This is a genomic window from Pseudomonas sp. NY5710 (genome assembly GCF_013305665.1).
Taxonomy (GTDB): domain Bacteria; phylum Pseudomonadota; class Gammaproteobacteria; order Pseudomonadales; family Pseudomonadaceae; genus Aquipseudomonas; species Aquipseudomonas juntendi.
The window spans coordinates 695,975-717,436 of record NZ_CP045554.1; the positions used below are offsets into that span (position 1 = coordinate 695,975).

Annotated in this window: 12 protein-coding genes; 10 read left to right on the forward strand and 2 right to left on the reverse strand. The window is 61.1% G+C overall.

Annotated features, from left to right (window positions below; translation table 11 throughout):
• Nucleotides 1-60 precede the first annotated feature (60 nt).
• The 8 genes from GEV39_RS03220 to GEV39_RS03255 all read left to right on the forward strand — a co-directional run bounded on the left by GEV39_RS03220 (nt 61) and on the right by GEV39_RS03255 (nt 13,235).
• On the forward strand, nt 61-816 hold the full coding sequence (locus GEV39_RS03220) for a fimbrial biogenesis chaperone (RefSeq protein WP_173887535.1): 756 nt from the start codon (nt 61-63) through the stop codon (nt 814-816).
• Nucleotides 800-3,388, forward strand: coding sequence for a fimbria/pilus outer membrane usher protein (locus tag GEV39_RS03225; protein WP_173887536.1), 2,589 nt, complete (start codon nt 800-802; stop codon nt 3,386-3,388). Before GEV39_RS03220 ends, GEV39_RS03225 begins: the two co-directional genes overlap by 17 nt.
• On the forward strand, nt 3,385-4,734 hold the full coding sequence (locus tag GEV39_RS03230; RefSeq protein ID WP_173891641.1) for a fimbrial protein: 1,350 nt from the start codon (nt 3,385-3,387) through the stop codon (nt 4,732-4,734). Before GEV39_RS03225 ends, GEV39_RS03230 begins: the two co-directional genes overlap by 4 nt.
• On the forward strand, nt 4,724-5,491 hold the full coding sequence (locus tag GEV39_RS03235) for a fimbrial biogenesis chaperone (RefSeq protein ID WP_173887537.1): 768 nt from the start codon (nt 4,724-4,726) through the stop codon (nt 5,489-5,491). Before GEV39_RS03230 ends, GEV39_RS03235 begins: the two co-directional genes overlap by 11 nt.
• A gap of 46 nt (nt 5,492-5,537) precedes the next feature.
• Entirely contained in the window at nt 5,538-8,357 is a 2,820-nt protein-coding gene (locus tag GEV39_RS03240; protein ID WP_173887538.1) for an ATP-binding protein, read from the forward strand.
• Nucleotides 8,357-9,535, forward strand: coding sequence for an EAL domain-containing response regulator (locus GEV39_RS03245; RefSeq protein WP_349306026.1), 1,179 nt, complete (start codon nt 8,357-8,359; stop codon nt 9,533-9,535). Before GEV39_RS03240 ends, GEV39_RS03245 begins: the two co-directional genes overlap by 1 nt.
• A 105-nt stretch (nt 9,536-9,640) precedes the next feature.
• Nucleotides 9,641-12,559 (forward strand): ATP-binding protein, encoded by a 2,919-nt coding sequence (locus tag GEV39_RS03250; RefSeq protein ID WP_249414322.1) that lies wholly within the window; start codon nt 9,641-9,643, stop codon nt 12,557-12,559.
• 28 nt (nt 12,560-12,587) lie between these two features.
• Nucleotides 12,588-13,235 carry a response regulator gene (locus GEV39_RS03255; protein ID WP_029884890.1) on the forward strand — a complete coding sequence of 216 codons (648 nt, stop codon included), beginning with the start codon at nt 12,588-12,590 and terminating at the stop codon, nt 13,233-13,235.
• Between the two features lie 168 nt (nt 13,236-13,403).
• On the opposite strand, the gene glyA is transcribed toward GEV39_RS03255, so the two are convergent.
• Nucleotides 13,404-14,657, reverse strand: a complete 1,254-nt coding sequence (gene glyA, locus GEV39_RS03260) for a serine hydroxymethyltransferase (protein WP_009686086.1) — start codon at nt 14,655-14,657, stop codon at nt 13,404-13,406.
• A 369-nt stretch (nt 14,658-15,026) separates the two neighbouring features.
• On the reverse strand, nt 15,027-18,857 hold the full coding sequence (locus tag GEV39_RS03265) for a sensor domain-containing protein (RefSeq protein WP_173887539.1): 3,831 nt from the start codon (nt 18,855-18,857) through the stop codon (nt 15,027-15,029).
• 249 nt (nt 18,858-19,106) lie between these two features.
• Between GEV39_RS03265 and GEV39_RS03270 the strand changes: the two genes are divergently transcribed.
• Nucleotides 19,107-19,514, forward strand: a complete 408-nt coding sequence (locus GEV39_RS03270; RefSeq protein WP_173887540.1) for a hypothetical protein — start codon at nt 19,107-19,109, stop codon at nt 19,512-19,514.
• Nucleotides 19,515-19,732: 218 nt separating this feature from the next.
• Nucleotides 19,733-21,400 (forward strand): energy-dependent translational throttle protein EttA, encoded by a 1,668-nt coding sequence (gene ettA, locus GEV39_RS03275; protein ID WP_054913280.1) that lies wholly within the window; start codon nt 19,733-19,735, stop codon nt 21,398-21,400.
• Nucleotides 21,401-21,462 lie beyond the last annotated feature (62 nt).

A 21,462-nucleotide genomic window follows, 5' to 3' on the forward strand; every position in this document is an offset into this window, starting at 1 on the left:
AAGCTTTCTGACTGCCGCCATTGGACAGTACTCATGGCGGCAGGCCTTCGAGGTAAATGCATGAGAACTTCGTCAGCAGACCGGCTTCGTTCGGTCGCCATTGCGCTTGCGCTGGTGCTGGGCATGACGGGTACCGCATTCGTCCAGGCCAGCGTAGTGGTGACCGGTACCCGGGTCATCTACCCCGGGGATGCAAAGGAAAAAACGCTGCAACTCACCAATCAGGATGCCTTCGCCAATGTCGTGCAAGCCTGGGTGGATTCCGGTGACCCGGCCTCCACGCCCGAAACTGCCGGGGCCCCGTTCATGGTCAACCCGGCCGTGTCACGTCTGGCCCCGGGTAGCGGGCAGTCCCTCAGGCTCATCTATACCGGCTCGGCGTTACCCGGCGACCGGGAATCGGTCTTTTATCTGAACGTGCTGCAGATCCCGCCACGCAATACCGCGCACGCCGACAGCAACCAGATGTTGCTCATCCTGCGTAATCGCCTGAAGCTGTTCTACCGCCCTGCTGCCATTGCCGGAACGGTTGAGCAATTGCCTGAAAAACTGCGTTTTAGCCTCGTGGGCCAGGGCGCCAGCTGGCAGGTGCTTGTGGATAACCCAACGGGGTTCTATGCCTCATTCGGGGCTGCGACGCTCACCGCGGGTAACCGCCAGGTAAAGCTGCATGCCACCATGGTGCCGCCCTACGGCTCGGTGCGTTGGGCGCCGGAGGGGGGCGGCCTGCTCGAGGGCAAAGCCCCCGAGCTCAGGGCGCAGTTGATCAACGACTATGGCGCACGCGTGGGCATCACTCATGTGTTGCAGCGCTAACCTGCGGCGCAACACGGCCCTGCTAGGTGGTGTTGCCTTACTGATGGCGCGGTTAGCCCACGGCGAAGGCGATTACCGCTTCGATGACAGCCTGCTACTCGGCTCGGGTCTGGCCGGCGGCAACCTGGAGCGTTTCAACCAGGCGCAGCAGGTCGATCCAGGTACTTACCTTGTCGACGTGTATGTGAACACGCAATACGTCAACCGAAGTGAAGTGAGCTTTCGGCCGCAAAACGATGTGGTCGAACCCTGTTTGTCCGAGCAGTTCCTGCACCAGCACATGAACGCGCGCAAGGTCGAGACGCCCATCGTCGATTCGACCCAATGCATGGCCCTGAGCAAGCGGCTGCCGGGATCAATGTTTCAATACGACTCCGCCCGCTTGCGCCTGGACCTTTCAGTACCCCAAGCATTGCTCTACATCAAGCCGCGCGGCTACGTCGACCCGCAGGACTGGGACGCGGGCAGTGCCATGGGCTTCGTCAACTATGACGCCAGCCTTTACAACTCTCGCTATCAAGCGTCAGAAAGCGAAGCTGCCAATTATGGTTACCTGGGGCTGAACACGGGCTTGAACGTCGGGCTGTGGCGTTTGCGGCATCAGTCCAACTACAGCTACTCAAGTTTCGGTGGCACCGCGGTCAGCCGCTGGAACAGCATTCGCACCTATGCACAGCGCGCAATCGCGCCCTGGCAAAGCGAGCTGACGGTGGGCGACAGCTTCACCGAAGGCAACTTGTTTGGCAGCATCGGCTTTCGCGGCGTGCGCCTGGCCAGCGACGACCGCATGCTGCCGGACTCTCAGCGTCAGTATGCTCCGCAGGTACGCGGCACGGCGGCGGGCAATGCACGCGTGGTGATCAGCCAGAATGGCCGCAAGGTTCAAGAAACCACCGTAGCGGCTGGGCCATTCGTTATCGACGACCTGTACGGCACGGCTTACAACGGTGACCTGGACGTGCAGGTGATCGAAGCTGACGGCAGTATCACGCGCTTCACCGTGCCCTATGCGGCAGTGCCCGACTCAATCCGCCCGGGCATCTCGCGCTATAGCGCAACCTTAGGCCAGGTCCGCCAGACTGATACCAACCAGGGCGTCTTTGCCGAGGCCACTTACCAACGGGGCCTGACCAACGCAGTGTCCGCCAACCTCGGGGCTCGGGTAGCGCAGGACTATTTGGCTGTGCTGGGCGGCGGCGTGCTGGCAACGCCTTATGGCGCGTTCGGGCTCAACAGCACCTTTTCCAGTGCCACGGTAGAAAACCGTCAGCACAGGCAAGGCTGGCGCATGGGGCTGAGCTACAGCCGCACCTTCCAGCCTACCAACACCACGCTCAATCTTGCCGGGTACAGATACTCAACTCAGGGTTATCGGGATTTGGCCGACGCACTGGGTGCCCGGCAGGCCACCGTGCGCGGTGAACGTTGGGACTCGACCAGCTTCAAGCAGCGGAACCAGCTGACCGTGCTGGTCAGTCAAGGGCTGGGCGGGTATGGAAACCTGTATCTGTCCGGGTCGCGAAGCGATTATTACGACGGCAAGAGCCGTGATACGCAGGTGCAGTTCGGTTACTCGAACACCTGGCGACAGCTTAACTACAGCCTGGCCTATTCACGTCAGCGCACCACCTGGTACCGCGATAAGGCGGAAAGTTCAGAACTCAGTTTCACGAACCCGGCGGACGTGTACGACACCAGCAATAGCAGCAATACCCTGACGCTGACCTTCTCCATGCCCTTGGGCAGCTCGAGCCGGGCACCGACCATCAGCTCAATGGTGACCCGGCGCTCAGGTGATACGAAAGGCAGCAGTTTCCAGACAGGTATCAACGGTACGATGGGCGCACAGCGTGACATGAGCTACGCGATCGCGGCCAGCCGTGACAGCGCCGGGCGCGGGACGAACTGGACCAGCAACCTGCAGGCGCAGAGTGCCGTTGCCACCTTCAATGGCGGCTTTTCGCAAAGCGCCGACTATCGGCAGATCAATGGCGGCATTCGCGGAGCGGCCGTGGTGCATGAGGGTGGTCTCACGTTGGGTCCCTACGTCGGGGATACCTTCGCGCTGGTGCGGGCCAAGGGCGCGGGCGGCGCGATCATCCGGGGTGGGCAGGGGGCACGTGTGAACGCTGATGGGTATGCGGTGGTGCCCTCTTTGTCACCTTACCGATACAACCCTGTCGGGCTTGACCCCAGTGGAATGGGTGAACAGGCCGAGTTGATCGAAACCGAGCGAAAGGTGGCCCCTTATGCCGGTGCTTCCGTGCTGGTCGACTTCAAGACCTTGCTTGGGCATGCCTTGTTGATCCAGGCCAGCTTGCCGGGCGGTAGGGCAATCCCCCTGGGAGCCGACGTGGTCGACGAACAGGGCACGACCCTTGGCATGGTAGGCCAGGGCGGGCAAGTGTATGCACGCGCCCAGGCCGACAGCGGGCGCTTGCTGGTGCGTTGGGGCGCCGGCCCTAGCCAGCGATGCCAGCTGCCCTACGACGTCAACAGCGCCACAGCCGCCAACAGTCAGGGCTTCATTCACCTGAAAAGCATATGCACGCTCAAAGAGGAACCATCATGACGCTCAGGTCCTGGCTGCTGACGGCCATCCTGCTCATCCCTGCTCAACACGCCTGGGCGACCTGCTACAGAGTGACCTCCGTGGGCGCCGCCAACACCACGGCCAACGCTGCGATCAGGCCCGGGGAGGGTACTGCCGGCGCCTGGGCCGGTGCATGCGACACGTGCAATGGGTCATTGGGCATACCGAGTGTGATCAACGTCAGTGACCCAAGCTTTCAACCTTATGGCACGTTGATCGCGAGCTCCGTGGTCCCCTTCACCCAGTATGGCGCTACGGCTGGCTACAATCCGGAGTACGTATTTTTTCGCTGCGAGGGGCAAGATGCGGTTTACGAAATGTGGTCTACCAATGGCGATGATGTCTACAGTGGCTGGTTCCAAGGGGGCGACAGCGTCGGCCTGAGCCTGGGTTTGCAGGACGCCTACAGAACGGCCTGGCCTAATGTGCTGTTGCGCTTGACCCATCTTGCAAGCGGCGAGCCTTTCACTCACATCTGGCGTGAGCGTAGGCTCACTGGCCTGGACATCGATTCTCGCGGCTATCAGTTGGTCAAGGCCAAGAACCTCAGCGCCGTGCGTGCGGAAGCTTTCAGCGCACCGAAAGACCCTACGTACAACTATTACAGCGACACGGTCTCGTCGCAGCTCTACGCCTATGCCCAACAGGCGGCCTACATCGCGATCAAGGGGCCGGGCCTTGCTTATCCGACGGTAGGGCAAACCCACTACGGTAACTGGAGTGGCTGGTATGGGAACTGGCCTGGTGCACTGGGCCTGTACAACCAGGTCACGCTAAAGCGTTACCCCACCTGCAGCGTATCGAGCGTTACACCCTATGTGGTGTTTCCCTCGATCAGCGTGAGCGAGATCAACGCCGGGGGCAGCCGCGAGGTGCCTTTTCAGATCAATTTCCGCTGCCAGAGCACTGTTCTCAACAGCGCCAGCGCCAACGGTACAGCCATTGGCATCAAGGTTTCTTCCGGCGCTCTGGCTGCGTCCTCTTCCTTGGGCCTGATCAACGCCCAAGGTGGTCTGGCCTACTTGCTGTCGGACCGTTATGGCCAGGCGGGAATGGCGCAGGGGGTGGGCGTTCGCGTGCTGCGCGGCGGCGCTCCCATCAACTTGCTGGCCAATGAAGACTCTGCCAATGGCAGTGGTGCAGCGGGTCGAGGGTGGTACCCGGTTGTCAGCAATTCCGCCAACCTCACAGGCACTATCAATGGTATCGGCCAGTACACCGAGACGTTCAGAGCTCGATTAGAAAAGCTCTCCATCGGCACCATGCCGACGGTAAGGCCTGGTCGGGTCGAGGCCACTGCGCAAGTGGTGATACGTGTCCAGTAGCTACGCGCAGGGCCTGCTGCTGGTCGTCGTCGCGCTGGTCAGTACGGTCACCTGCGCGGGTGTCACTGCTGAGCGTACCCGGGTCATCGTGCGTGAAGGTCAGCGTGACACTTCCTTGGCACTGGTCAATCAAAATGCCTATCCAGTCGTGGTTCAGGCCTGGGTCGACAATGGGGAGCTGAATGTTACGCCGGACACCGCAACTGCACCCATCATGCCGCTTCCGCCAATGTTCAGGCTTGAGCCCCGGCAACAGCGAAGCCTACGCCTGGTGACTACCGGGCAGGCGTTCGCACAGGATCGAGAGTCCCTGTACTGGCTGAATGTGTACGAGATTCCACCCCGGCCGCGCGAGGCGCTGGGCGAGGGCTCGACCCGGCTGACGATCACGCTGCGCACCCAGCTGAAAGTCATCTATCGCCCCCAAGGCTTGTCGAAGAAGGCCGAGACAGCGCCTTTGCAACTGGTGGTCAAAGCCCAGGGCCGCACTGTGCAGTTGCATAACCCGACGCCGTTTTACATATCCCTGGCGCAGGCGGAGATCGGCGATGGCAAACGCTCGATCGTGCTTGATGCGCCGTTGTTGACGCCATTCAGTACGCAGCGCCAGACAGTGGGCGGTAACGTGCCCAGCGACGCGACGTTCCACTACACATGGCTGGATGATGATGGCAATGCGCAGACCGGCGAGCGCCCTGTCCTGGGCGCGATGCCCCACAGCGTCGAACCAACGCCAGAGGCCGCTGCAGCAGATTGAGATTCGTCCTATTCAGCAATGGCATTGGTGCCCCTAGGCTGGCTGCATGAAGCTAGCCAACCTGTTACCTGCCGCTCAGTGGAACCTGTCGACGCCTATTGCCGCACGCAATTTGTTGCGCCTGTTCGCGATCACCCTCGTCGCGGGGTTCTACATTGGCGCCTACGGTTACATGCGCATGACCTTGAACGAGGAAATCTCGTCTCGGCGCAGGTACATGAACGAGGCCATTTTCAACGCCCAGGATTTCTTTGTCAGCCGTCAGACCTTGCTTAAATCGCTAGGGCTGTCGACGGTCAGGCATGCTGGCTCCTCGGGTGGCGAGGCGTACATTCCAGGCGAGGAAGTCCATGTTTTCCTGCGCCAGCCCAGCGGTACATGGAGCTTGTGGCTGACGCCGCGCATGCTGGATTTCCTGCGAACCAAGCAGACCAGCCTGTTGTATGTCCCTCACGCCCTTGATGGGCCGGTGCAATGGCTTTTCAGTCAGCCTCAGCGTCCTCCTCTGGTCCCCAACCCTGTGTTGCAACGGCTGCGCGGCTCGACTGGCGAGCCTGGCCAGGAGCAGATCTTGCTGGCAGACGCTGGAGATGGAAAATCGCCTCCGCTCTATATTTTCATTGCCATGGATGAGCGCGACCGGGCTTCAGGGTGGCTGGGCCTTGAGGTGGAAGGCTCGCAACTGCTCGCAGCGCTGGCGCATGAGCAGGCCGGCGACTTCCAGCTCGTGGACAGCGCAAGCCAGATCATCGCCAGCAACGATCGGGAGCAACAACTGAGCGCTCGGCGCTATACGGCAACGCCTATCGATGACGGCTTTGGTTGGGAAGGCGGACATTGGCTTCCGGATCGGCTGACCATCCGCAAACAACTTGATCATTCGGACTGGCAGATCGTCTACAGCATGCCCTTGGCGTCGTTGGTCCCCGTGCTGATTCTGCCGTTCGGGTTGGCAGTGCTGATCAGCGTCGCTGTTACGCTTTTAATGCTGTGGTTGGTTCGTCGGGTCGACGTGCGACTCATCAGCCCGGCAGCGGCGCGAATCGATGCATTGGTCGAAAGTGAAGCGTTCAGCAGTGCTGTCATCCGCACCGCCCCGGTAGCGCTGTGTGTGCTGCGTCGTAGTGACGGCGAAGTGGTTTTGGCCAATCGGCTGAGCGAGCAATGGCTGGTCATGGGCGATGAACGCACCAAAGCCTGCCAGGACTGGATCACCCGTGCCTTCAGCAAGCCTGCGCAGACCAGTTGTACAGAAGAGCTGCAAATGGCCGACGGTCGTCATCTGTGTCTGAGCTATGCCCCCACTCGCTACAGGCGTGAAGACGTTCTGATCTGCGCCTTCAGCGACATTACCGAGCGCAAAACCGCCGAGCTGTCGTTGCAGCAGGCCAGGGCCCTGGCCGATGCCGCCAATGAAGCGAAGACACTGTTCCTGGCGACGATGAGCCATGAAATCCGTACGCCCCTGTACGGCATGCTGGCCACGCTTGAATTGCTCTCCCGTACCCACCTCGACAGCCAGCAGCGAGGGTATCTCAATGCCATCGAAGGTTCATCTGCCACTTTGCTGCAACTGATCTGCGACGTGCTGGATGTGTCCAAGATCGAGGCAGGCCAACTGGCGTTGGAAACAAGTGCGTTTTCCCCGATCGAACTGACACAGGAAGTGATGAAGGGCTATATGGGCGCCGCCCATACAAAAGGGTTGCAGTTGCTCAGTTGCATGGACCCGCAGCTTCCTGAACAGGTCCTGGGCGACAAAATGCGCACCCGTCAGATCCTTGGCAACCTGCTCAGTAACGCGGTGAAGTTCACCAGCAGTGGCCGGATCATGGTCAGGCTCCACATGGTTGGGGTCGAAGGTGAGCGCATGATGTTGCGCTGGCAAGTGGTCGATACCGGGCAGGGCATACCTGAACAGGACCAGCAGTACTTGTTCGAGCCGTTCTTCCAGAGTGGCCCGAGTACGAACACTGTTGCAGGAACGGGCCTTGGCCTTTCCATCTGCAAGCGACTGGTCGAATTGATGAGCGGCTCTATACGGGTGTTCAGTGAGCCGGGCTTGGGCAGCAGCTTCTCGTTCACACTGCCGCTTGGCCAATTGGCGCTTGATGAAGACCAGTACTGGGCACAGCCATTGCTCAATCAGGAAGTAGCTGTCTATTCCGGTGTTCCCGAACTGGCCGAGCACGCCGCAGGCTGGCTGCGTCGCTGGGGGGCGCGAGCGCAAGTAACGACCGCGCGGGACGTGCCTCATGAGCCAGGCACCGTGCTGGTCGAGATATGCCCCGGGCCGGCCAGCTCGGCAGCCATCGAGCATTGGCCAGGTCCGGTGATACGCGCATGCGCCGATGGTCATGGCCTATCGCGTCCTGCGGCTCAATGTTGGCAGGTGGCGTTGAATGATCTTCAGTTGCTCAACCGGGCTGTGAGCCAAGCCCAGGGTATAGAGGCGCGTCACAATGCAACTGCCCGCCAGGCCATGATCGAAACCAAGCTGTGCATTCATGTACTGGTGGCTGAGGACAATGTCATCAACCAGCTCATATTGCGTGACCAGCTGGAAAAACTGGGCTGCACCGTCACCCTGGCCAGTGATGGCGAGGAAGCACTCGCCCTCTGTCAGATGCACGTTTTCGATCTGGTGCTGACCGACGTGAACATGCCAAGGATCAACGGGTACCAACTGGCGCAACGCCTGCGCCAGCTAGGCCAGGCCATACCCATCGTGGGCGCCACCGCGAACGCGATGCTCGATGAGGCAGAGCGTTGCCTGGGCGCCGGGATGGATCAATTTCTGGTCAAACCGTTCACGTTGCATGCGCTCTATCAGTGCCTGTTGCCGTACCGAAAGGTCTCGCCCTGATGCTCTACCGCGTCTTGATCGTCGAGGATCATCCGTTTCAACTCCAGCACCTGGCACAGCTGTTCCGATCCGTCGGCGGGTTTGATGTCGAGCTGCAAGGGAATGCCAGTATGGCGATCGAAAGCTTGCGCAACCAGGGTTACCACCTGGTCGTGACGGACCTCATGATGCCCCAGCTGGACGGTGTACAGTTCATTCAGAAGATGAGCCTGTTACCTACGCCACCGGCCCTGGGGCTGATGACAGCCGCTTCTCCGCGCATGCTCGCCGGCGTCGCCAAGGTTGCCGAGAATCTCGGTATGCGCGTCGCAGGCATGATCAGTAAACCTTTGCAGATTCATCACGTTCTTGCACTGCGCCATTACCTGGACCGCGGGCGCACCCAAGCCAACCGGCAACCTGTTGCCTGCCCTGGCGTGCATTCGGCGCGAGTCCTGACCCATGCGCTCCAGTCAGGCGAAATACAGGCCTGGTTCCAGCCCAAGAAGTCTCTGCTCGACGGCCGCATCGTCGGCGCGGAGGCGCTAGCCAGGTGGCTGCATCCGGTCGAAGGTATCCTGATGCCTCGGGCATTTCTGGCCGAGCTGGAGTCAGCGGGGCTCGACCTGCAGCTGCTGTACAGCATGCTTGAGCAAACGCTTGCCGTTCAGGCGCTGTGGGCGGCTCAGGGGCACAGGTTACCGGTCTCGATCAACCTTCCCACGCATCTGCTTGACCAGCCCGACTTGGTCGACACGTTGCACAGGGCAGTGCGAGCGCGAGGCGCTGATCCCAAAACCATCACCTTCGAGTTGACAGAGACGTCTACCACTCGCCATTCCAGTGACTATCTAGCGGGCACGTGCCGGTTGCGCATGATGGGTTTCGGTCTGGCCCAGGATGATTTTGGCAAGGGGTACAGCTCCTATTCCAACTTGATAACTACGCCTTTTGCCGAAATGAAGATAGATCGTTCCTTGGTCAATGGGTGTGCAAAAAGTCCTGACATGGCTATCGCCCTGGCCAGTGCGGCTGAACTCGGGCGAGCACTGGGAATGGTCACGGTAGCAGAGGGCGTCGAAACCCGAGAGGACCTTGAAGTTGTCCGCAAGGCACGGTGTAACCAAGTGCAGGGGTTCATTATTTCCCCAGCGGTAGACGGTACAAGGATGCCTGCGCTGCTGAACGGGCAGAGCTAGGAGTAAACGCATGAAAAACCAGGATGAAACGTTTCAGCTTTAAGATAATGAAGGCATTTGGCATGAATTTTGTGTCCAGGAGAGCACTCCTACCTTCATAGAGTGATGTCGACGATCAACACCATGAAAAATGCAAGCTTGCGCATGGATAAACTTGCGCGCAGCTCTCAACGTCTGAACAAAGCCATCCTGCTGCTCAGCGGGCTTTTACTGTTGTTGTCCAGTACATGTTATTGGGCCGTATCGCGTCTTCTGGAATCGGAACAGCAAAGACTCGAACTGCACTTTGCCAGGGTGATCGAAATTATCCATGAGCATGAGCTGTTTCTGCGTAACTTGACCAATAGCCTGCCACCCAATGGCGAGCTTCCCCCGCCTGTGAGGCAGGGCGTCATGTTGCTCGATTCGGTCAGCACTGACGGCAGAACGTTGACCAAGGCTAAAGGCTTCGAACTTTCATTACCCTTCACAATTGCCTACACGGGGGACTTCAGACCCGAGGAAGTAAGCGGCGCTCTGGGGCTTGGGCTGCGTCTGACCGACTACTACGGCGGGTTCTGGGCTCGCTCCTTCTACGCATCGCCGCAACTGTTCGTGCTCGAGCAGGGAACGGGCGCGAGTATCGCCGTGCCTGCTGCCGGCGACCAGCGTCAGCATCAGCCGCTGCTGCCTCGCCACTATGTAACCGTGGTAGATCGCCTGGTGAAGTTGCTGGCCCAGCCCGATCTACCGCTTGATCAGCGTGTTCATTGGGTGCGAGCGCCTGCCCGTCTGTACAACGACAACCTGCGTATGGTCGCGCTCATGGGGCTAGGGCCAGCGCATACCCTCAAGCCGAGCGCAACGGGTGAACACTCGATGGCCTTGGCCGCAGTGATGGACACCGAGCAGGTGGACGAATTCGAGCGCGTGCTCAGGTTGTCGGTCTACAACCAGTTCACCCTCATCTCGCCGGACGGCAAGGTGTTGATGGGCGAGCGCAGTGATGGGGACCCGGCGCCGCTTGGGTTGAGCTTCAACCGCAACGGCTTGCGTTTCAAGATGATCTCGTCGTCGGGCGACTCATGGACGGGGCTGTATGCCATCAGCTACAGGGATTTCCTGCGCTATGCCAAGTGGCCGCTTCTTGGTCTTGGCCTGACGATCATCGCCGCCGTCCTGTTGGGGCTGTGGGTCAATCACTGGTACAAATCGCGCATCGTCCGGCCTGCTCAGCGAGCACAGGTCCGGCTTGCCGAAAGCGAAGCCTTCAGCCGCATCATCCTGCACAACGTGCCGGTAGGTTTGTGCGTTGTTCGTCGTCACGACCATCGCGTGCTGTTGGAAAATGAGCGTGCAGCGCAGTTGGGCGTTACCGCAGCGGTACTGCAACTGCTGCGGGACAACCATGGTGATGAGGCCCCCGGTGAACTGTGCTTGCTGGTGGATGAGCGTTATGTACAGGTCGTGGCTGTGGCTACGCGTTACGACGGCGAAGACGTGTTTCTATGCGGTTGTAATGACATCACTCGCCACGTTGACGAGCAACTTCAACTCAACCAGGCCCATCAACGTGCAACGGCTGCCAATGAGGCCAAGACGGTTTTCCTGGCTACCATGAGCCATGAAATCAGAACCCCGCTGTACGGCGTGCTGGGCAACCTCGAATTGCTGTCGCTGACCGAGCTCAATGAGCGGCAGAGGCATTACCTGCAGATCATCGAGAATTCATCTGCCGTGCTGTTTCAGTTGATCAGTAACGTGTTGGATGTGACCAAAATTGAATCTGGGCAGATGGCCTTCGAGCATGCGGCCTTCGATCCGCGGCAACTGGTAGACGACGCGCAGGCCAGTTTCAAAGCCACGGCTCAGGGGAAAGGGTTGCAGCTTGACGCTGAAATCGATGCACAGGTACCCGCGCAGGTCCAGGGCGACGCCGGGCGGATCAGGCAGATCTTGCACAACTTGCTGGGCAACGCAATCAAGTTTACCCCCTCCGGGCGGGTACGCCTGCGGCTGATCGTTCACGAACGCAATGCCCAGGATGTGCTGCTGCAGTGGCAAGTCACAGACACCGGAAAGGGAATCCCCGAGAAAGCCCTCGAACACCTGTTCAAACCGTTCTATCAGGTTTCCGCAGGGCAGGAAGGAGGCGCCGGGCTCGGGCTTTCCATATGCTCGCGGTTGAGTGAGTCGATGGGCGGCACGATGCGAGTGGTCAGTGAGCCTGGTTTGGGTAGCAGCTTTTCGCTGTTCATCCGTTTGCCCGTCGTTATCGCGCTATCCCAGGCCGTGAAGGCTGTCCCACGGGTGGTCTCGCAGGCGGCGTCTGCCCCATTGAAGTTGTGTGTGTTGGTGGCTGAGGACAACCCGGTCAGCCAGGCTGTGCTGCGTGAGCAGCTTGAAGCCATCGGGGTTTCCCCTACCGTAGCAGCTGACGGTCAGCAGGCTTTGCAACTGTGGCAATCTAAGACGTTTGACCTGGTCATCACCGACATCAACATGCCGAAGGTGAATGGTTACGAGCTGGCCCGCCAGTTGCGAGAGGCAGGCGTCCAGGCGCCCATCATTGGCATCACTGCCAATGCGTTGCGCGAAGAAGGCGAGCGCTGCCTGCAGGCGGGGATGAACGCCTGGGTAGTCAAGCCTTTGAGCCTCGGTGCTTTGCGTCAGGTGCTGATGAGCCATTGCCATGGCTTGAGCGAACCCTACGTTGCGAACGATTCAGGCAAGGAGGATTTCTCGGGCTGGCTGTCATTATCCCAGCCCATGCGCAAACTGCTTGCCCAAACGTTGGCGAGCGATATTGCGCAGTTGGAAGGGGGGGTGACCGAGCACGATGCCGTTCTGGTGCAACAGCGGTTGCATAGCCTGGGCGGTGCTTTGGCCAGCGTTAACGCCACTGCCTTGTGCAGCGAGTGCCTACGCCTGGAGAGCATGTTGCAGGAGCTGCCGCTGGACGTACGCGTGAGCGAGCAAGTCATTGCCCTGTGCGGGCGCCTTGCCAAGGTCGCGCAGCGTTTGTCAGACGAGATTCCCGGATGAGCCTTGTCCCCTATTGGAGTATTTCTGCATGCCTCATCACAAGGTTGTCCTCGCCGACGACCATCCCATTGTTCTGCTAGGGGTGCGTGAAGTCATTCAACGCATCGGGCGCTATAAGGTCGTCGGCCAAGCCACCAACTCTTCCGAATTGATTGAACAACTGCGCCTGCACAATCCTCGCACCCTGATCACTGACTTCAATATGCCGGGCGATTGCACCTACGGTGATGGCTTCAAACTCATCGAGTACATTCTGCGCCACTTCCCGGATACTCAAGTGCTCATTCTGACCATGATCTCCAACGACCTGATCCTCTCCCGCCTCCAAGAGTTGGGGGTTGCCGGGGTCATTCAGAAAAATCACCTGCATGATGAAATCGAAAAAGCGCTCAGTGCAATCCGCAAGCGGCGTCGATATCGAAGCCCGCTATCGGCGCCCACTTCCGTGGTGCGTGAAGCGGTCAGGGTCGAGGAGCGGTTCAATCAACTGTCGCCCAGGGAGCTTGAAGTCGTTCGGCTCTTTGTTACCGGTATGACCGTAGGCGATATTGCCCGGCAATTGTCGCGCAGCAACAAGACAGTCAGTGCGCAGAAAATCTCGGCGATGCGCAAGCTCAACGTTGACAGTGATCAGGATCTGCTGACCTATTGCATCGAAGCCAGGCAATTCCAGTAATTCACCGCGCTGGGCGGCAAACCCTGTGAGAAGTGGGCGGGCATAACAAAAACCGGCATTGAGCCTAATGCCGGTCAGTTAAGTAATTTGGGGCTGCAAAGCAGCCCCAGTAACGCTTAACTGACAGTCATTAGGCCTCAAGCCGGCTTTTCTTCTGGCGATCAGCGATCAGTTGCCGTAAACAGGCAGCTTCTTGCAGATGGCCTTGACCTTTTCACGCACGGCATCGATCACCGCTTCGTTGTTCAGGTCAGCCAGGATGTCGCAGATCCAGCCAGCCAGTTCCTTGCACTCGGCTTCCTTGAAGCCACGGGTGGTGACGGCTGGGGTGCCGAAACGCAGGCCCGAGGTGACGAACGGCGAACGTGGGTCGTTGGGTACCGAGTTCTTGTTGACGGTGATGTAGGCTTTGCCCAGGGCAGCGTCAGCATCTTTACCGGAGATTTCCTGCTTGATCAGCGACAGCAGGAACAGGTGGTTCTGGGTACCGCCGGACACCACGTCGAAACCACGCTCGATGAACACTTCGGCCATGGCCTGGGCGTTCTTCACGACCTGCTGCTGATAAGCCTTGAACTCAGGCTGCAGGGCTTCCTTGAAGCAGATGGCCTTGGCGGCGATGACGTGCTCCAGCGGGCCGCCCTGGGCGCCAGGGAATACGGCGGAGTTCAGCTTCTTCTCGATTTCTTCGTTCTTGCGCGCCAGGATCAGGCCGCCGCGTGGGCCGCGCAGGGTCTTGTGCGTGGTGGTGGTGACCACGTCGGCGAACGGCACCGGGTTAGGGTACACGCCCGCAGCAACCAGGCCGGCAACGTGGGCCATGTCGACGAACAGGTAGGCGCCCACTTTGTCGGCGATGGCACGGAAGCGGGCGAAGTCCAGCACTTGCGAGTAGGCGGAGAAGCCGGCAACGATCATCTTCGGCTTGTGCTCGACAGCCAGGCGCTCGACTTCGTCGTAGTCGATCAGGCCGTTGCCGTCGATGCCGTACTGGATGGCGTTGTACAGTTTGCCCGAGGAGCTTACCGAAGCACCGTGGGTCAGGTGACCACCGTGGGCCAGGCTCATGCCCAGGATGGTGTCACCGGCCGACAGCAGGGCCAGGTAGACAGCAGCGTTGGCCTGGGAGCCAGCGTGTGGCTGGACGTTGGCGTAATCGGCACCGAACAGCTCTTTGGCACGGTCGATGGCCAGTTGCTCGACGACATCGACGTACTCGCAACCACCGTAGTAGCGCTTGCCCGGGTAGCCTTCGGCGTACTTGTTGGTCAGCACCGAGCCCTGGGCTTCCATGACAGCCGGGCTGGTGTAGTTTTCCGAGGCGATCAGCTCGATATGCTCTTCCTGGCGCAGGGCTTCTTGCTGCATGGCTTCGAAGAGCTCGGCGTCGTACTTGGCAATGGTCAAATCACGGCTGAACATGGCGGTCCTCAAGGATCGGGGTAGTTTGGGGGGGCATTCTAACCGATTGATTCGCGGCTGGCATATGAAGTGGCGTCAAGTCGCGGACCAATGGGCCTCATGTTGCATCCCGCGCCGTGTCTGGGCTGGGCGGGGATTGGAGTTGACTTTGAAGTCCGGTTTCTGGGGGGCTTTGCGCCCCATCGCCGGCAAGCCGGCTCCCACAGGTTTGCACATGGCCGGAAGTTAATGCGGTCGGTGTGGGAGCGGGCCCGCCCACGAAGAATCCGGCTCGGTGGCTGGCACCGGCTACGCCGGTGTTCGCGGGCCCGCCCGCTCCCACAAGGTCCTCCTAAATCAATAGTTGCGATGAGGCCAGTGCAGGCAGCGTCAATGGAACATGAACAACGTCTCGTTGGCGAACTGTGCCTCGAACTGATGCGCCGGCATCGGGCGCCCGAACAGGTAGCCCTGCACCTCGTCGCACCCGTGCTCGCGCAGGAACTCCAGTTGCTCGTGGGTTTCCACACCCTCGGCAATGACCGCCAGGTTGAGGCTGTGGGCCATGGCGATGATCGCCCGGGCAATCTGCGCGTCCTGCTCGCCTTCGGGCAGGCCGTCGACGAAGGTGCGGTCGATCTTGAGCACATCAATGGGGAACTGCTTGAGGTAGTTCAGCGACGAGTAGCCGGTGCCGAAGTCGTCCACCGCAATGCTCAGGCCAAGGTTCTTCAGGCTGGCCAGTATCTGCAGCGCCTCGTTCACCTCACGCATCAGGATACTCTCGGTCAGTTCCAGCTCCAGGCACGCCGGCGGTAGCCCGCATTCCTCGAGGATGGTGGCAATCCGGGTGCCCAGCTGGCCATCGGAGAACTGCCGCGCCGAGATGTTCACCGAGACTTTCGGCACCCGCACCTTGGCCTTGTGCCAGGCCTTGAGCTGGCGGCTGGCCTCGCGCAGCACCCAGTCGCCCACATCCACCACCAGGCCCAGTTCCTCGATCACCGGGATGAAGTCGCCGGGCGGCACCAGGCCGCGGGTCGGGTGCCGCCAGCGCAGCAGCGCCTCGGCACCGGTCAGGCGTTTGCCATCGCCACTGAACTGCGGCTGGTAGTACAGGATGAACTCGTTCTGCTCCATGGCGTGGCGCAGGTCGCTTTCCAGCTCCAGGCGCTCCAGGGCGCTGGCGTTCATCTCGGCCTGGTAGAACTGGAAGTTGTTCTTGCCGCGTTCCTTGGCGTGGTACATGGCGGTGTCGGCGTTTTTCATCAGCTGGCTCAGCTCGCTGCCATCCTGCGGGCTGAGGGCGATGCCGATACTGGCGGTGACGAAGAACTCGCGGTTTTCCAGCACGAACGGCCGCACCAGGCTGGCAAGGATGTTTTCGGCCACATGGATGGCGCGGTTCAAGGCCATTTCCCGGGTCGCGCGCGGTTGCAGCAGCAAGGTGAATTCGTCGCCGCCCATCCGTGCCACGGTGTCGTCGTCGTCCACGCAGGCCAGCAGGCGCAAGGCCATGTCCTTGAGCATGCGGTCGCCGGCGGCATGGCCAAGCGAGTCGTTGATCGGCTTGAAGCGGTCGAGGTCGAGGAACATCAGCACCACCCAGGCCTTTTGCCGCTCGGCCTGCTGCAGGGCGTTGTACAGGCGGTCCTGGAACAGCGTGCGGTTGGGCAGGTGGGTGAGGGCGTCGTAGTAGGCCAGGCGGTGAATGCGTTGCTCGCTGGCCTTGCGCTCGCTGATGTCGGTAAAGAAGCACACGTAGCTGGCCAGGTCGCCTTCATCGTCCAGCACCGCGGTGATGCCGACCCAGGCCGGGTAGTGGTCGCCGTCACGGCGCTTGAGCCACACCTCGCCCTCCCAGCTGCCGCGCTGGTGCAGCTGCTTGACCACGTAGCGCAGGTGGCTTTCCTGCTGTTCGTCGACCGTGAGCATGCTGGGCAGCTGGTCGAGCACGTCGCTGACGGCGTAGCCGCTGACCCGGCTGAACGCTTCGTTGGCCTGGACGATATAGCCGGCGGGGTCGGTGATGAGAATCGCCGAGGTCGAGTGCTCGAATACCGTCGCGGCCATGCGCAGGTCTTTTTCTGCGCGGCGTTGCTGGCTGATGTCGCGGCCGACCCCTAGCACACCTTCGAAGCGCTGGTCATCGTCCCACACCAGCACCAGACGCAGTTCGATCGGGATCTTGCGGCCATCGGCGCGCAGGCAGTCGAACAGGAACAGCTGGCTCGGTAGCTGGCTGCGCAGGTGGGCCAACTGCTCGGCGTCGCCCATGGCCTTGCTGACCCGCTCCATCAGGCTGTAGATGCCGGTTAGCTGGGCCGGGTTGGCGATGATCGACTGCCAGCCGTTGGTGAAGATCCACTCGGCCTGGTAGCCCAGCACGCTCTGTACCGACGGGCTGACGTAGTTGAGCTGGAGCAGGCTGTCGGTGGAGAAGATCACGTCGCTGATGCTTTCGGCCAGCATGCGGTAGCGCTGCTCACTGTCACGCAGCGACTGGCTGGCCTCGATCTGTACAGTGACATCCTTGCCAACGCCGATGATGCGCGTCACCAGGCCTTCAGGGTCGCGGGTCAGTACCTGCTCACGGATGTCGTAGCAGCGCCAACCGCCGTCCCGGTGGCGGAAGCGCAACTGACAGTGCAACTGCTGGTCGTGGCCATTGTCCCGCTGTTGCTGGCGCAAGGCCTGGTAGTGCGCGGCGTCTTCAGGGTGCAGCAGCAGCTCCCAGAAGCGCTCGCCCATGTGTGCCAGCTCGGTACGGTCGTAGCCCAGGGTCTGGCCGAGGTGGCGGTTGCTGAAGATCATCCGCTGGCTGAGCACATCCTGCACGTACAGCTGGTCGGGTACGGTGCGCACCACGTCGGACCAGAAGCTTTCGCGCTCCAGCAGCGACAGTTCGACCTGCTTGCGGCTGGTGATGTCGCTGATGCTCAGGATCACCGCTTGGTAGTCGCGCCGCTGCTGCGGCAGGCGCGCCATCAACCACAGGTGCAACTCGCCACCCAGCGGTGACGGCAGGCGTACTTCCAGCTCCAGCACCTGGCGCTGTTCGATCAGTGCGTCGATCAGTTGCATGCCGATGCTATCGCGGCCATCGCCGGTGCCGTCGATCAACCGCTGCCAGGCGCCTTCATGGCAGTCGATGTTCAGCAACTGGCGGGCCACCTGGTTGACTTCGGTGATCTTCAGTTCCAGCAGCAGGGAGCGGCGCAGGCCTGGGTCCAGGGCCAGGCTGTGCTTGAGTGCGGCGCGGTTGCGTAGGTGGTAGCGGTCCAGCTGGCCCGGCAGGCTCGACAAGTCGAGCACGCACAGGGCCACGCCGGTGCCTTCGAAAATTTCCTGGTAGCGCCGGCGGTCTTCCTGCAGCGCACGCTGGCGCCGGCGCATGTTGATCAGGGCCAGCACCGGCAGCAGGGCGCAAAACAGCACCAGCAGGCATTTGCCGATCAGCGCCGGCAGCAGCTTCTGTTGCATCAGCTTGACGTCGAACAAGCCGCGTAGTTGCCAGGTGCTGTTGTCGATGAAGGCCAGCATCACGCTTTGCAGCGGTTCATCGCTGGTAGCGGTGGGGGCATGGCGCTGCAGCACTTCGCCGGTACGGCTGTTTTCCAGCAGCCATAACGGGTGGGTGCCGCTGTCCAGGTGCAGGGTGAGCTCGCGGTAGTAGTCTGGCGACAGGCGCAGCAGCCAGTAGCCGCGGTCCTGCTCGGTGGCCTGGCGCAGCAGCATGTACAGCGTGTGGTTGTCGGGCGAATTGGTGAAGAAGTACGCACGCCCCTGGTTCAGCGCCAGCAACTGGTTCAGCCACTGCCGGTCCGGGCTGCCGGCCAGGCTGTCGGCGCGCAGCTGCCCGGAGCTGTCCAGCCAGGCCAGGCTTTGCAGGTCGGGCAGGCGCTGGCGCAGGGTATCGACCAGGCTGGGCATGGCTGCGGGCGTCGGCGGGTTGATGTAGGGCTGTACCACGTTCACCGCCTGCTGGGCCTTGAACGCCATGTTCAGGTTCAGGTGGTCGGCCATTTCCACGCTGGCATCCAGGCTTTGCGCACGCAGGTCGGCCTGGGTATGGTTGAACTGGGCGAACAGTTGCCACAGCAGCAGGCCCAGCAGGATCAGGGCCAGCAGCGCCAACGTCCCCTTGATCGACCCGCGCAGGTTAGAGGCGGGCGCTTCAGGCGCGGAACGCAGTGACGACGGAGGAGTAGGATTGATCAAGCGCTGATCCTGCGATTGGGCTGGCGATGGCAGGGACGAAACGTGCACGGCATGTACCGATGTCCGGCAGTCACACCGGTGGTGGCGCACTATAAGGCCGGACACCCGAAACCGGCTAGCATGCCTACGATTATGGCAAAGTGCCAGCCATCTGGGCCGGTGGCGACTGCCTGCCGGTTCTGCAAGCCCCTGCAACCTGTGCGAGAATGCCGCCCGCTTTACATGACAACGCATCGGAGATGTTCGGTTTTGGTTACTCACTTTTCCTCCAATGGCCTCGATTCCGCCTGTGGGCGCAGCAGTCAGACCCTTGTCAGCACTGCCGTGACCGAGGACGTATCCTGCAAGTCTTGCCAGCGTTCGCTGAGCAAACCCGAAGCGGCCAGTTCGGCCAAGCCCAAGGCCCCGTCGCTGGCTGAACTGCGCAAGACCGCCAAGGCGGCAGCAGCGCCGGCAGTGGCAGTGGCTGCGGCCCACAAGCCTGCGGCCAAGGTGGTCAGCACTGCCCCTGCGGCCGCCCAACCCGCGAATGTTGCCGAGCAGCAGCCTGCCCGCAGTAGTGGCTTCAGCGTGAAGTCTGCCTGGGCCGCGCGCCTGGCCGAGCAGGGTGACCGTTGCCGGTTGCCGCGTGGCAAGGCCCGGCAGCGTCACGTCTGAGCCCTCTCGGCTGTTGTGTCGGCTCTTTCGCGGCTGAAGGCAACACATTCCCCCCATAGATCGCACCGATCCCTGCCCGCCATCGCCCCGCCTATGAAACGCCGTGCGATGGCGTAGAATGGTCGCCTTTGTTCAATTACACCCAAACACACATCTCCCTGGTCAGCGCGCCGGGGCGATCGTCGATGTCTTTACTTACCTGATTAGAGGGCTTGGTTTTGGCTCAATACGTCTACACCATGCATCGGCTGAGCAAGGTCGTGCCGCCGAAGCGGGAAATTCTCAAGAACATTTCCCTGTCATTCTTCCCTGGCGCCAAGATTGGCGTGCTCGGCCTGAACGGCGCCGGTAAGTCGACGCTGCTGCGGATCATGGCGGGCGTCGACAAGGAATTCGACGGCGAAGCCCGTCCGATGCCCGACATCAACGTCGGCTACCTGCCCCAGGAACCGCAACTGGACCCGACCAAGACGGTCCGCGAAGTGGTCGAAGAAGCGGTCAGCGTGATCAAGGACGCCCAGGCCCGCCTGGACGAGGTGTACGCTGCCTACGCCGAACCGGATGCCGACTTCGACAAGCTGGCCGCCGAACAGGCCAAGCTGGAAGCCATCCTGCAGGCCGCCGATGGCCACAACCTGGAGCGCCAGCTGGACGTCGCTGCCGACGCCCTGCGCCTGCCGGCCTGGGACGCCCGTATCGAGCACCTTTCCGGTGGTGAGAAGCGCCGCGTGGCCCTGTGCCGCCTGCTGCTGTCGGCCCCAGACATGCTGCTGCTCGACGAACCAACCAACCACCTGGACGCCGACTCGGTGGCCTGGCTGGAGCGCTTCCTGCACGACTTCCCGGGCACGGTGGTGGCGATTACCCACGACCGTTACTTCCTCGACAACGTCGCCGGGTGGATCCTGGAACTGGACCGTGGCGCCGGCATCCCGTACGAAGGCAACTACTCGGGCTGGCTGGAAGCCAAGTCCGAGCGCCTGGCGCAGGAGTCCAAGCAGCAAAGCGCCCATGAAAAGGCCATGAAAGAGGAACTGGAATGGGTGCGCAAAGGCGCCAAGGCCCGCCAGTCCAAGTCCAAGGCCCGCCTGCAGCGCTTCGAAGAAATGCAGTCGCAGGAATTCCAGAAGCGTAGCGAAACCAATGAGATCTACATCCCGGCCGGTCCACGCCTGGGTGACAAGGTCATCGAGTTCAAGAACGTCACCAAGGGCTATGGCGACCGCGTACTGATCGACAACCTGTCGTTCGCCATGCCAAAAGGCGCGATCGTCGGCGTGATCGGTGGTAACGGTGCTGGTAAGTCCACCCTGTTCCGCATGCTGATGGGCAAGGAACAACCGGATTCGGGCAGCATCGAAATCGGCGAAACCGTGCAACTGGCTTGCGTCGACCAAAGCCGCGAAGACCTGGACGGCAGCAAGACCGTGTTCCAGCAGGTGTCCGACGGTTCCGACATGATCAAGATCGGCAACTACGAGATCCCGTCGCGCACTTACGTTGGCCGTTTCAACTTCAAAGGCGGCGACCAGCAGAAGTTCGTCAAGGACCTGTCCGGTGGTGAGCGGGGTCGCCTGCACCTGGCGTTGACGCTGAAGGAGGGCGGTAACGTCCTGCTGCTCGACGAACCGTCCAACGACCTGGACGTGGAAACCCTGCGTTCGCTGGAAGAAGCCCTGCTCGACTTCCCGGGCGCCGCGATCGTGATTTCCCACGACCGTTGGTTCCTGGACCGTGTGGCGACCCACATCCTGGCGTACGAAGACGACTCGAACGTGGTGTTCTTCGAGGGTAACTACACCGAGTACGAAGCCGACCGCAAAAAGCGCCTGGGTGACGCTGCTGCCCAGCCGCACCGGGTACGGCACAAGAAACTGGCCCAGTAAGCCAGTGTCCTGATGCACAAGAATGGGGCCCTTGGTGGCCCCATTTTTGTGCCTGGCGGTTG